This window comes from Paraburkholderia sp. BL10I2N1, from assembly GCF_004361815.1.
Lineage (GTDB): Bacteria > Pseudomonadota > Gammaproteobacteria > Burkholderiales > Burkholderiaceae > Paraburkholderia.
The window spans coordinates 62,363-75,221 of the sequence record NZ_SNWA01000004.1 but is presented as its reverse complement, the minus strand read 5'-3'; the positions used below and the strand labels follow the sequence as shown (position 1 = coordinate 75,221).

The window sequence follows — 12,859 nt, the reverse complement described above, 5'->3', positions numbered from 1 at the left end:
TGTCTGCGGCATGTAGGCGAATTTATTGTTATGCAACAATGATTCCCTACATGCAACTTTCTGCGCGCACCTGCGCAGATGCAATCTGATACCCTCCCATCTTTAACGAGGCCGATCATGCAGAACGGGGACGACAGCAAAACTCCACTCGAACGCTACCTGGGCGCTACCATCCGCGAACTTCGCCAGCGCCATGGATTGACCATCGCGCAGGTTTCGGAACAGGCCGGAATCAGCCGCGGCATGCTCTCGAAGATCGAGAACGCACAAACCTCTACCGGGCTCGACGTCCTCAACCGAATTGCGCAGGCGCTGGGCGTTTCACTCTCCACTCTGTTTCGCAACTTCGACGTGCCCCAGGGCGGCGCCCAGCTGGTCAAGAAAGGCGCCGGCATGGAGGTGGTCCGCAAAGGCACCAAACGCGGCCATACCTACCACCTGCTTGCCTATGACCAGGGTCCGAGAAAAGTCTTCGAACCGTTTCTGATCACGATGGAGGACGAGGCCGAACGCTTTCCTGTATTCGAGCATCCAGGCACCGAATTCATCCACATGCTCAAAGGCGTGATCGAATATCGGCACGGCCAGCAAACCTACATCCTCCACCCCGGCGACACCCTGACCTTCCAGGGAGAAATTCCGCATGGACCGGAGCGCCTGATCAAAACACCCATCCAGTTCCTGTCGATCTTCGTCTACCCGCAGACGGCTCCCGACTGAAAATGAAAACGGCTGGGCACGCGACAGCAATACTTATGCAACCTCCGTGCCATGTTTATCCAAATGAATCAAATGTTCCTGCAGATAAACACTTTGGGCGCATGTCAGGCACCTGTTTTTTGCGCCAATACCAGGGTGCTGCTTTCCCGAGGTGCGCTTACATCGTTCATCTGGTGCGGCACTGCACTGAAACGGCAACAGCGGTTATGAATAACAATTAGCGGGACTTATGACCCTTTCGAACATTACAGCGCGGCTAATGCACTCAACGAGCCTTCCAGCACGCGTCGCATGCGTTGGCTGAATAGAGGCTTTCGTCGACGACTGAACGGCATTATCGAAGTGCGTCTTCTGGCAGCTGCGGCAGCGCTCGACGCAACGCAGGTTGAATGGAATGATCCAGCACGCCGCGTGTGAGATTGACGATCTCGCCAGCAAAATCGTCCCACTCGCCCTGCCGGTGCAGCATGAAGAAATCGCGTCGCCCAAGCCGGCTCGGCGGCAACGGAAGTACCGCAATCTCGTCGAGATAATGGCGTGCCTGCCACAGGCATAGCGGTGTCGAGATGGCGAAGCCGAGCTTCGCTGCCACGAGGCTGAGAAGTGGATCGGTTGCGTCGAATTCGTAGCGCCGCGCGCTGTTGATGCCGAGGTGACGTGCAAAGCGCTCGACCTGCTGGCCGATGACCGAACGCGCGGTGTATCGGATCATCGGCATTTCGAGAGTCAGCGTGCGCCAGTCGAGGTTCTTGCGTTCCTTCAAGAGACTGCGTGCCACCACGACGACGAAGGCCTCGGAGAAGAGCGGCACCTCGACAATCCGCGCATCGCTCAACACGGTCTGCGTGCACACGGCCACATCGATCTCACGGTCATGCAACTGCTTGCTCAAGCCCGGCGTAAGCCCGGACCACAATGAAATCTGCCGTGCCGATCCCGACACCGCGCGAATCAGCTCAGGCCCGACGGTCGCCGCAAACGAATCGACGCAGCCGAGCCGTACCGGCAGCTTGCCGGCATGCGACGCATCGCCGATCCGCGTGCTGACCATCTGCGCGTGCTCGATAAGCGGCCCGGCCAGTTCCAGTAGTGCACGTCCCGCGATATTCGGGCGTGGCGGACGGCTGTCACGATCGAACAGCGCCACGCCCTGGTCCCGCTCAAGCGCGGAGACAGACTGGCTGATCGCGCTCTGGCTCACGCCCAGCTGCTTCGCCGCGCCTGTCATCGAGCCGGTTTCGCACACGGCGACGAAGGCCTGCAGCGCGCGCAAGTCGATTGGTGTCTGGGTTCGTCTCATCGGTGCTCCACTCCCGTCGTCCGTTACGCAAGTCAGCCAGCGACGACGCCACATAGTGCGCGTCCTCGCGTCGCCAGCGCTCAGAATGAGCGATTGCGGCCGCTCTCCATAAGTTTGCCTAATACAAAATTGATGTGTGATCTGGTTTCCTAGAATCAGCTCCATCGCCTGTACCAAGGCCCACCCACAAGGTTCACCCCAGAGGTCTTCATGAGCCACTACGACTTCGTCGTGATCGGCGCCGGTGTCATCGGTGCGTCGGTCGCCCACCACCTCGCCGCATCCGGTGCCACCAGCGTGCTCGTTCTCGAACAGGGCACGATCGGCGCGGGCACCACGTCGCAGTCGTCCGGGCTGCTGCGCACACACTACTCCGTGCGCCAGAACGTAGAACTCGCCAGGTCGTCCTGGTGGGCGTTCAACAACTTCGCGGAATATGTCGGCGACGACGAGGCATCGTGCGGTCTCGTCAAGTGTGGCTACATGATCTGCGCTCCGGAAGGCGACAAGCTCGAGCCGCTGCGAGCGTCACTGGCCGCCCAGCAGGACATGGACATCGAGGTCCAGCTGCTCGACAGGGGAGAGGCGCGTGAACGCCTGCCGATCGCACAGTTCGACGACACGGCCCTGATCGGCTTCGAGCCGGAAGCTGGCTTTGCCGACGCTTACCTGGTCGCGACCAGCTTTGCCCGCTCGGCCCGCCGACGCGGCGTGAAGATCATGGAAGGCGTCACGGTCACTGGGCTCGTCCGGGAAGGCCGCAAGATCGTCGGCGTGAACACGAGCGCCGGCTCGTTCAGCTGCGGCACGCTGATCAGCACGCAGAACATCTGGACGCCGGAACTGGCCGGATGGATTGACATCCCGCTACCGGTCAAGCCCGAGCGGCACACCGTGCTCGCACTCGAGTGCGAAGCGGCCTACACGTTCAAGATGCCCGCGTTCAAGGATCTGGGCTCCGCCGGCATGCTGTATTACCGCAGCTACGGTGGCAGTCAGATGCTGGTGTCCGAAGGCGTGGTCGGCGAAACCCTCAATACGCCCGAAACCGAACAGGGCGATATCTCGCTCGACTACGTCGGCGAAGTGGGCGCGCAGGTTGCCGAGCGCTTTCCAGCTTACGAAACCGCCGGTCTGGCATCGTCATGGACCGGGGTCTACGACGTGACCCCCGACTGGAATCCGGTTCTCGGCAAGGTCGGTGACATCGCAGGACTGGTGGTCGGCTTCGGCTTTTCGGGTCACGGTTTCAAGCTGTCGCCCGGGATCGGCAAGATCCTCGCTCAGCATGCGCTCGGGCTGCCGACCGATGTCTCGCTCGCGCCGTACGCACTCGACCGGTTCGCCAGCGGCGCGTTACTGGTCGGCAAATATGGCCTTGGCGCCGTGTCCTGATAGAAGGAGACCCATCCCATGACCATCAATATTCTGGTTCCCGTGAAGCGCGTCGTCGATGCGAATGTGCGCGTGCGGGTCAACGCGAACGGCGCGATCGACACAGCCGGACTGAAGATGTCGCTCAATCCGTTTGACGAATGTGCGGTCGAAAAGGCACTGCAACTGAAGGAGTCCGGCGTCGCATCGCGTGTCACGGTCGTCACCTGTGGACTGGCGACGAGTCAGGACGTGCTGCGCACCGCGCTCGCCATGGGTGCGGATGATGCGATCCTGATCGATACCGGCGCGGCCACGGCGACACTCGATTCGCTCGCCGTCGCGCGCCTGCTTTGCGCGCATCTGGCGACGCACGAATACGGTCTTGTCCTGTGCGGCAAGCAGGCGATCGACGATGACATCGGAGGTGTCGCAGCAATGCTCGCCGCCCTGCTTGGCTGGCCCCAGGCACTCAACGCGAGCGCGCTGAGCGCAGACGGCGCGCGCTGGCAGGTCACCTGCGGCGACGACGCCGGCACCTCGATCTGGCAACTGGACGGACCGGCTGTCGTCAGCGCCGACCTGCGTCTCGCCGAGCCGCGCCGCGTCACGCTGCCGAGCATCGTCAAAGCAAAGCAGAAGCCGCTCACAACCATCGATGCCGGGTCGTTCGGCGTCGACCTTGCGCCTCGCACGCGGATTGTCGACCTGACCGATCCGCCGACCCGCCAGGCGGGCGTCAAGGTGCCGGATACCGCCGCGTTGATCGCCGCGCTGGCGCAGCAACGTCTGTTCGATAACGCGGCAGCACATCCCGGAGCAAATTCATGAGAAGCCTCGTATTAGGTGAATGGGACAGCGCCCACGGTGTGATCGCGGAATCGACGTTGCGGGTTGTCGCCGCCGTCTCACAGCGCGGCCTCCCGGTTGACATCCTTGTTCATGATGCGGCGGTCGCAGAAGCAGCAGCGCGGATCAGTGGAATCGAGCGCGTGCTCCTCGCTGCCTGCGACCCGGCCGAAGCACTGCTGCCCGAAACGGTCGCCTTGCAGCTGCAGGTTGTCGCGCACCAGTATTCCCTGATCGGCGCCAGTCACCGCACGCTCGGGCGATGTGCGCTGCCGCGCGCGGCAGCGCTCGCGGGCTGCGCTTTCCTCGCCGATATCACTGGCGTCGTCGATCAAAACCGCTTCCTGCGACCGCTCTATGCAGGCAGTGTGATCGCCACGGTCACCAGCTCGAGCATCGAGACGTTCGCCACGTTTCGCGCCTCGTCGTTCGCCCCCGTCGCCAGCAGCGGTGGCGCCGCCTCAATCGTCGCGCTCGAGCCAGTTGCGGGCTTTGCGAAGACGAGGCTGATTGAACGGCAAACCACCGAACAGACGGGACGTGACCTTGCCAACGCTCGCGTCGTGGTCTCCGGCGGCCGGGGCCTTGCGTCGAAGGAGAATATGAACCGGCTCAACCGGCTCGCCGGACAGATGGGCGCCGCGCTAGGCGCTTCGCGCGCTGCGGTGGACGCGGGCTATGCGTCGAACGCTGCACAGGTCGGGCAGACCGGCAAGACAGTCGCGCCGGACGTCTATTTCGCGTTTGGCATCTCCGGCGCGATCCAGCATCTGGCCGGGATGAAGGACTCGAAAATCATCGTCGCAGCAAACAAGGATCCGGACGCGCCCATCTTCTCGGTTGCGGATTTCGGCATCGTTTGCGACCTGTTCGACGTCATGCAGGACCTTGAAATCCATACCAGCGCGGGACCGGCGGCGCCATGACGACAACACTTTCTGGCGCCTCATCGAACGCTGAGCGTTGCTGCGCTTCGCCCCGTCGAGCCATGGCCTTGCAACCGCAAGCGTCTGTCCGATTCATCGACTGTGCGGCGCTGCCGCCCGAGCCGTGGGCGAATGGCAACGGTACGACGCGCACAATCGCTCGCGGCCCGTCGAACCGTACCGACGTGGGATGGCGCGTCAGCCTCGTGACGCTCAACGGCGCGGCAAAGTTCTCGCAGTTTTCCGGCTTCAATCGCACGCTACTGCTGCTCGACGAAGGGTCAGTCGATTTGCATTCGCAAGATGGTCAACTGGTTGCCCGCACGGGGCAGCCCGTGCATTTCTCCGGCGACCTGCATGTCTGGGTCAGCATGATGACGAACGCCGTGAACGTGCTGAACGTCATCACGCAACGCGACAACTATCGCGCGGCAGTCAGTATCGCGTCGAACTCGCTGCGGATCACGCCAGCGCAGACCCATCTGTTGATCTGCCTTGCCGGGCAATGGACCGTTTCCAGTTCGGTGTTGCGCGACGTTTTGCTCACACCGATGAAGGGCATCTGGACGGAAGGACGACAGGAAGACCTGGACCTTCGCCCGTTCGGCCCGGGAGCACAACTCGTTTCAATCGCGATCGAAACGGTTGAACGCCTTGCGGCAAGCAACTGACGAAGCCTCCCATGCAAAGCGACACGCTCATTGAGCAATACGGCCCGCGCGAGTCGATGGAATACGACGTCGTGATCGTCGGCGGCGGCCCGGCTGGCCTGTCCGCGGCGATCCGTCTGAAGCAGCGCGCGCAGGAGAAAGGCGTCGAGTTCGGCGTCTGCGTACTGGAAAAAGGCTCGGAGATCGGCGCGCACATCCTCTCCGGCGCGGTGATGGACCCGCGCGCACTCAACGAACTGATCCCGGACTGGAAGGAAAAAGGCGCGCCGCTCGATGTGCCGGTGACCGAAGACCGCTTCCTGTTCCTGTCGGCGACCGGCGCGAAGAGCGTGCCGCACTGGCTGCTGCCGGATAACTTCAGGAATGAAGGTAACTACGTCATCAGCCTCGCGAACGTCACGCGCTGGCTGGGCCAGCAGGCCGAGGCGCTCGGCGTCGAGATCTTTCCGGGTTTTCCCGCCGCCGAAGTGCTGTACAACGATGACGGCTCGGTCAAAGGCGTGGCGACCGGCAATCTGGGCATCGGCAAGGACGGCGAGCCGACCGAAAACTTCCAGCTCGGCATGGAGCTGCGCGCCAGATACACGCTGTTCTGCGAAGGCGCGCGCGGCCATCTGGGCCGCCAGCTGCATGACAGATTCAAACTGCGCGACGGTGTCGATCCGCAGGTCTACGGCATCGGCATCAAGGAGTTGTGGGAAATCGATCCGGCGAAGCACAGGCCGGGGCTGGTGATCCACACCGCCGGCTGGCCGCTGGAAAGCGACACCTACGGCGGCTCGTTCCTCTATCACATCGACAACAACCAGGTGATGGTGGGCTTTGTCGTCGGGCTCGGGTATTCCAATCCGTACCTGTCGCCGTTCGAGGAATTCCAGCGCTACAAGACGCATCCGTCGATCCGCACGTTCCTCGAAGGCGGCAAGCGGGTGTCGTACGGGGCGCGGGCCATTACCGCCGGTGGCCTGATGTCGCTGCCCAAGCTCGTGTTCCCGGGCGGGGCGCTCGTGGGTGACGATGCGGGGTTCCTGAACGCCTCGCGCATCAAGGGCAGTCACGCCGCGATCAAAACCGGCATGCTGGTCGCCGATGCGGCCTTCGACGCGGTCCAGGCCGGCCGTCAGGCGGACGAACTGGCCGCCTATCCGCAAGCGTTCAAACAGTCGTGGCTGCACACCGAGCTGTACCGCGCGCGCAACTTCAAGCAGTGGATGAGCAAGGGCCTGTATCTAGGCACCGTGATGGTCGGACTGGAGCAGAAGCTGCTGGGCGGCAACGTGCCGTGGACGCTGCATCACCAGCACTGGGATCACGAGATGCTCAGGCCCGCTTCGCAGTGCAAGCCGATCGACTATCCGAAGCCGGACGGCAAGCTGACGTTCGACCGGCTGTCGTCGGTGTTCATCTCGAACACGAATCATGAAGAGAACCAGCCGGCGCACCTGACGCTGAAAGACGCCTCAGTGCCGGTGAACGTGAACCTGCAGACGTACGCAGGACCGGAAAGCCGCTACTGCCCGGCAGCCGTGTACGAGTTCGTGAAGAACGAGGACAGCAGCGAACGCCTCGTGATCAACGCGCAGAACTGCGTGCACTGCAAGACCTGTGACATCAAGGACCCGACGCAGAATATCGTGTGGGTCACGCCGGAAGGCGGCGGCGGACCGAACTATTCGAATATGTAGCTTCACGGTTTTCACCGCAACCGAATCACGCGGAAGATGCATCATCCACACACGTCTCTCGCCGGGCTCGACGAGCCTGTTCGAGATCACAACCATCAAGCAAGGCTAAACGCGCGATGTGGCGGCTGTTACGACCGAAGCCGCCACATCGTTCACGCATTTGAAACAAGCGACTGTACAGTGCCCGTTTCGACATCGCCGACATAGATGCCGAACGCGTCCTCGGTGCGTTCCTTCACATAACGGCGCAGCATGGACTGAACGGCCGGATCGCGAATCTCGTCCCACGGTATGGCGTTGAGCGGCACATAGCAAACATCTGTGCCCACGGGGCCATCGTCCACTACGCGCCCGCGATAATAAATGTTCGTTACGCCTTTCGCTTCAAACACCGCGAACAGAAAATCCAGATTCGCGTTCAGGTGACAGCCACCGAGCACACCGCGCAGACTCCCCGCGTCGGAAAGCGGTTCGAGCCGCGTGCCGGTCGGCAATTGCAACCCTGCCGCCGTTCTGATCAAAACGAGTCCCTCCGGATGCTCGAGAATCGCGCCAACCTGCGCACGCTGCCCGGTTGCAGCCAGGGCGTCCTGCGACAGGCTGAAGTCCACATACGCGCCACGGCAATAACCGAGCGGTGTGGCACTGGAGTGCGCGAAGTCCACGACCCGGCCAAGCAGGATGATGTGGTCTCCTGCATCCACCACCTGATGGGTCTCGCAGTCGAAGCTCGCAGCGGCGCCATCCATCACCGGGCTGCCGGTGCGACGGACATGCCACGCAACCTGCGCGAACTTGTCGGCGGCCTTCGACGCGAACACGCCCGACACGGGCCGCTGATCTTCCGCAAGCACGCTGACCGCGAAGCGCTGGGTCTGGGAAAACACCGGATGGCTCGACGCCGTCTTCGCAATGCAAACGAGGATCAGCGCCGGGTCGAGCGACACTGAGGTAAACGAGTTGGCGGTAAAGCCACGCGGTGAACCGTCAGGTTGAATCGTCGTCACGACGGTCACGCCCGTGACGAACGCGCCCAGCGCGCGGCGAAATTCAACGACATCGAAAGCGGATTCGGACATGTTGCTGCTCCTCAGGACTGGCGGCTCACGTCATGGATAAAATGCAGAAGCCGCTGGTTCACGATCGCGGGCGCCGTGATGTTCATCATGTGCCGTTCATTGGGAATGATCTCAGCGCGCGCCCCCGGGGCTGCTGCCGCCATCGAAAGCGACATGGCGGGGCTGGAATTCGGATCGCACTCACCCGTCATGAAAAGCGCCGGTACGGCAAGTTGCGGTAGGCGGCCCACATGGGCCTGATCCGAACTCGCAAAAAGCCGGTAGGTCCGCGCATAGCCCTCGGGATTCACCGTTTCCAGCAATGAACGCACGAGCTCCGCAACGTCGGCGAGATGGCCCGGCACCGGGTCGTCGAACCAGCGCGCGATCGTCGCATCGATACCGGGCTGCTCGAGGCTGCCTCCGAGCGACGCAGCACGCTGCATCACGGCCGCCCGCTGCGTCGGCGTTCGGTCGTACACCGCGTTGAGCGCCGTCACACTCGACACGCGCGCGGGATAACGCAACGCGAATTCGAGAGCGATCAGCGAGCCCATCGAATGGCCGACCACATGTGCGATCTCGATCTCGAAGTGGTTCAGCAGGGACAGCAACTGCGCGGCGTATTCGTCCAGTTGCGGAGAGATTGCCGGCAAGCGACTCGCGCCGTGCCCGAGCATGTCGTAGGTGATGACCCGAAAGTGCGCCTGCAACGCCTCCACTTGCGGCGCCCAGACGCGGCGATTCATTCCCACGCCGTGGATGAGGACGAGCGCTTCGCCGTTGCCCGCAATGCTGTATGCCGTGCCGTCGAACTCACCGTTCATCGACATACGGCCCATGACGGCTTCATGCTTCATGGGTCCCCAGCTCCTTCAGATCCTGATAGCGGTCGCCGATACGGTGATGCGGCCGGCCCCCGATCGACGCACCCAGCGCGATGACAAGCTCGTCAGGCGCAGGCGCATCCACGATCGAGAACTGGATGGTGAGGTAGTGCGAGCGCATGCCTTCGTCGCCCTTGTGCATCAACGGAATCGTGACGGGGGTGTTCGGGCCACCGCGCAGGTTCGTAAAGCTCAGATAGCTCTTCGCGCCAACCGCTTCGCGGAACTTGTTGCCGAAGCGAAGCGTGTGGATCAGCGCTGACGCGTGTTCGACTTCGCCCGCCGTGCCGACAATCGCCGCTTTACCGTAACCCTCCACGGCTTCGCCCGACCCGGCAATATTGAGGATTGCGCTCGTCAGCACTTCACCCAGTTGCGGCGCCAGCCCGTGAATCTCCGGCCGCAGGTCCTCGACGAAACCGCGCCCGGCCCACGGATTGCGCAGCACCGCAGCCGCAGCAAACAGTTTCAGGGGTCGCGGCGCGACCTTGCCGCCCTCGATGAACGTGTCTTCCACATAGGTAACCAGCTTGCGAATCTCGAGCTTCATAAGACTTCCCCTCCAGACAATGCGCCGCAGCCTCATGCGACGGCGCCTTCTATGTATTATGGTATTCCATATTAGCGTATGCAAGATTTTTCAGCCGACGGAGGGGTTTACGAGAACGAGCTGAAACGCAGGCACGAAAAAAAACCGCCGGAATCGGCGGTTTTTTTCGGGGTGAAGACTGAAGGTCAGGCGCTTTCTTCGGAGACCTTTTCAGCGAGCGCAGCCATCGCAATGACTGACGTGCGCCTCACGTGTTCGAGTGAAGCCGCGGCAGCGGCTTCGCCGTCTTTCTTTGCGATGGCCGAGAGCAGCTTGTTCATCTCGCGATTCGAATCTGTGCCGCGCCCCGGCGACGAGATCGTGACAGCGCGCAGCAGGTTGATGCGGCCATTCAGCGACTTGACCACCTGATGCATCATCGGCTTTCGTGCACCGGCAAACATCGCCTCGTAGAAGCGCTCGGTGTACGCCAGTACGCGCTTGAAGTCCGATTGATCGAAGGCATCTTCGATCTCCTTGCGAATTTCGCGCAGCTGCTTGACGAGGGCTGGCGTGGCATGTTCGGCACACGCGCGCGCAGCCTCCGACTCGAGCAACGCGCGAATCTCATAGATTTCCTGAACCTGCTCCGGGTCGAGCCGCGCGACCACCGGCCCGGAATGCGTCACCGTTTCGACGAGACCCTCAGTCTCGAGATGGCGCAGCACTTCGCGCACCACCGTGCGGCTCACGCCGAGTTGATCGCACAGCGTGCGTTCGATCAAACGGTCGCCAGGACGATAAAAACCCTGCGAAATCGCGTCGCGCAACTTCTCCAGTGTCAGCTCGCGCAGGGTCGGCGCACTGCGGTCGACACGCATTTGATCCATCATGGTCAGCTCTCCGGGCAATACTCGAACCGGTTGGTATTTGGAATCCCATAGTATCGCACAGGAAATACCTCAAACCACCCGCACCTACACTCACCCCGGAAAAACCCGCGCGCTGACCCTGTCCCAGTCGAGCCATGCCTGGGCCCCCACACTGAGATTCGCTTCGCGCTGCCCCGCCGAGGTGCGCACGGCGATCTCCTGTTGCCAGGGTGTCGCGACGGAATAGTGCATGGTGTCGCCCAGATACGTGACGTCGCGGATCACGACCGGCAAACCGATGTCCGCCGCCTGAGCAGGCTGTGCCCGGATGCGGATCTGTTCCGGACGCAGCATGAGCGCAGCATCATCGCCCGCGCTGAGAACAGGGTCGAAACTTCCCAGCGGGACGGGCCTGCCGTTTGGAAAAACCGCATGTGAATCGCCCTTGCCGCCTGCCAGCGTAACCGGAAGAAAGTTCGAGTTGCCAATGAAGCTCGCCACGAAGCGCGATGCCGGCGCGCCGTACAACTCCTCGCCCGTGCCGACCTGTTCGATGCGCCCTTTGTTGAATACCGCGATGCGATCGGACAGACGCAGCGCCTCCTCCTGATCATGCGTCACGTACAGGATCGTCACGCCGGTCTCCTGGTGGATCCTGCGCAGTTCGGTTTGCAGCTCTTCTCGCAGCTTCTTGTCGAGCGCGGAAAGCGGCTCATCCATCAGCAAAACCGGCGGATCGTAGGCGAGCGCGCGGGCAATCGCCACGCGCTGCTGCATCCCGCCCGACAATTGGCCGGGCATCCGGTCGCGGCAGTCGGCAAGATGCACGAGCTTCAGCATCTGCTCGACTTTCGCGCGCACTTTCGCGTCTGGCAAGCGCCTCACGCGCAGTGGAAACGCGACGTTCTCACCGACGGTGAGATGCGGAAACAGCGTGTAGCGCTGAAAAACCATGCCGATGTTGCGACGGTTCGGCGCGACGGAAAGCAGCGACTTGCCGTCCAGCAGCACGCGTCCTTCAGTGGGCGACTGGAATCCAGCGACGATGTACAGCGTCGTGCTCTTGCCCGAGCCAGATGGCCCGAGAAACGTCATGAACTCGCCCTTCCTGATATCGAGCGAGACGTGGTCGATGGCCACGACCTGATCGTAGGTCTTGCGAAGACGTTGGATCTGCAAAAACGGTGAGCTCACGATTTATCCCTCTTGAGAACAAGTCCCAGCAACATCAGCACGACAGTCAGTCCGACCAGCAGCGACGAGGCGGCCGCGATGACTGGCGTCAGGTCTTGCCGCAACGTACTCCAGATTCGCACAGGCAGCGTCTGCAGCAACGGGCTCGACATGAAGATCGAGACCACCACCTCGTCCCACGAAGCCAGAAACGAGAAGATCGCAGCGGCGAACAGCCCCAGACGGATGGCCGGCAACGTGACTCGCCATTTCACTTCGAACGGGCCAGCGCCGCAGATCAGCGCGGCATCTTCCAGCGACGTATCGAACCCCTCCAGCGAATTGCTGATTGCGATGATCGAGAATGGCAACGCGATGATGAGATGCCCGATTACGAAGCCGACCAGGGTCCCGGTCAACCCAATACGCAGGAAAAACCCGTACAAGGCCACGGCGAGCACGACGACAGGCAGCACCATCGGCGTAAGAAAAAACGCTTTGAGCAGCGCGCGGCCGCGAAAATTGCCGCGCGTCAACGCGAGCGATGCAAAGAGGCCAAGCGTGACCGAGAGCACCATCACGACGAGTCCGAGTTCGAGGCTCGTCATCAGCGAATCGAGCCAGCCCGGGTCGGAAAACAGCTCGCTATACCACTGCAGCGTCCAGCCTGGCGGCGGAAACATGAGCCACTGGGAATTGCCGAACGAGAGCGCGACGATGAATAGCACCGGCAGCAGCAGGAACAGCGACACCGCCGTGCCTACGCCAAGCAACATCCAGCGCAAGGGTCCGAGACGATCGAAATCGAGCAGCAT

General features: G+C 62.1%; 13 protein-coding genes. 6 read left to right on the top strand and 7 right to left on the bottom strand.

Annotated elements, in window-relative coordinates:
• The first annotated feature begins 117 nt into the window (after positions 1-117).
• Complete coding sequence (locus B0G77_RS41725; protein WP_133667708.1) at positions 118-720, top strand: XRE family transcriptional regulator; 603 nt, start codon at positions 118-120, stop codon at positions 718-720.
• 334 nt (positions 721-1,054) lie between these two features.
• Here the strand turns inward: B0G77_RS41725 and B0G77_RS41720 are convergent, their stop codons facing one another.
• On the bottom strand, positions 1,055-2,020 hold the full coding sequence (locus tag B0G77_RS41720; RefSeq protein ID WP_133667707.1) for a LysR family transcriptional regulator: 966 nt from the start codon (positions 2,018-2,020) through the stop codon (positions 1,055-1,057).
• 210 nt (positions 2,021-2,230) lie between these two features.
• On the opposite strand from B0G77_RS41720, the gene B0G77_RS41715 reads away from it, so the two are divergent.
• The 5 genes from B0G77_RS41715 to B0G77_RS41695 all read left to right on the top strand — a co-directional run bounded on the left by B0G77_RS41715 (position 2,231) and on the right by B0G77_RS41695 (position 7,525).
• Positions 2,231-3,415 (top strand): FAD-binding oxidoreductase, encoded by a 1,185-nt coding sequence (locus tag B0G77_RS41715; RefSeq protein ID WP_133667706.1) that lies wholly within the window; start codon positions 2,231-2,233, stop codon positions 3,413-3,415.
• A 24-nt stretch (positions 3,416-3,439) separates the two neighbouring features.
• Positions 3,440-4,225, top strand: coding sequence for an electron transfer flavoprotein subunit beta/FixA family protein (locus tag B0G77_RS41710; protein ID WP_166656412.1), 786 nt, complete (start codon positions 3,440-3,442; stop codon positions 4,223-4,225).
• Positions 4,222-5,169, top strand: a complete 948-nt coding sequence (locus tag B0G77_RS41705; protein ID WP_133667704.1) for an FAD-binding protein — start codon at positions 4,222-4,224, stop codon at positions 5,167-5,169. Before B0G77_RS41710 ends, B0G77_RS41705 begins: the two co-directional genes overlap by 4 nt.
• A gap of 68 nt (positions 5,170-5,237) precedes the next feature.
• On the top strand, positions 5,238-5,840 hold the full coding sequence (locus B0G77_RS41700; RefSeq protein WP_166656402.1) for a HutD family protein: 603 nt from the start codon (positions 5,238-5,240) through the stop codon (positions 5,838-5,840).
• 11 nt (positions 5,841-5,851) lie between these two features.
• The gene (locus B0G77_RS41695) at positions 5,852-7,525 is read left to right on the top strand and encodes an electron transfer flavoprotein-ubiquinone oxidoreductase (protein ID WP_133667702.1); all 1,674 of its coding nucleotides are present in this window, start codon (positions 5,852-5,854) and stop codon (positions 7,523-7,525) included.
• Between the two features lie 152 nt (positions 7,526-7,677).
• Here the strand turns inward: B0G77_RS41695 and B0G77_RS41690 are convergent, their stop codons facing one another.
• From B0G77_RS41690 to B0G77_RS41665, 6 genes are all read right to left on the bottom strand, one after another.
• Positions 7,678-8,604, bottom strand: coding sequence for a flavin reductase family protein (locus B0G77_RS41690; RefSeq protein ID WP_133667701.1), 927 nt, complete (start codon positions 8,602-8,604; stop codon positions 7,678-7,680).
• Between the two features lie 11 nt (positions 8,605-8,615).
• Positions 8,616-9,443, bottom strand: coding sequence for an alpha/beta fold hydrolase (locus B0G77_RS41685; RefSeq protein WP_133667700.1), 828 nt, complete (start codon positions 9,441-9,443; stop codon positions 8,616-8,618).
• Positions 9,433-10,020 carry an amino acid synthesis family protein gene (locus B0G77_RS41680; protein WP_133667699.1) on the bottom strand — a complete coding sequence of 196 codons (588 nt, stop codon included), beginning with the start codon at positions 10,018-10,020 and terminating at the stop codon, positions 9,433-9,435. The genes B0G77_RS41685 and B0G77_RS41680 overlap by 11 nt, the downstream gene beginning before the upstream one ends.
• Positions 10,021-10,205: 185 nt before the next feature.
• Positions 10,206-10,889: a GntR family transcriptional regulator gene (locus B0G77_RS41675; RefSeq protein WP_133667919.1), complete on the bottom strand. Its 684-nt coding sequence runs from the start codon at positions 10,887-10,889 to the stop codon at positions 10,206-10,208.
• A 93-nt stretch (positions 10,890-10,982) separates the two neighbouring features.
• Entirely contained in the window at positions 10,983-12,065 is a 1,083-nt protein-coding gene (locus B0G77_RS41670) for an ABC transporter ATP-binding protein (protein WP_133667698.1), read from the bottom strand.
• The gene (locus B0G77_RS41665; RefSeq protein ID WP_133667697.1) at positions 12,062-12,859 is read right to left on the bottom strand and encodes an ABC transporter permease; all 798 of its coding nucleotides are present in this window, start codon (positions 12,857-12,859) and stop codon (positions 12,062-12,064) included. The genes B0G77_RS41670 and B0G77_RS41665 overlap by 4 nt, the downstream gene beginning before the upstream one ends.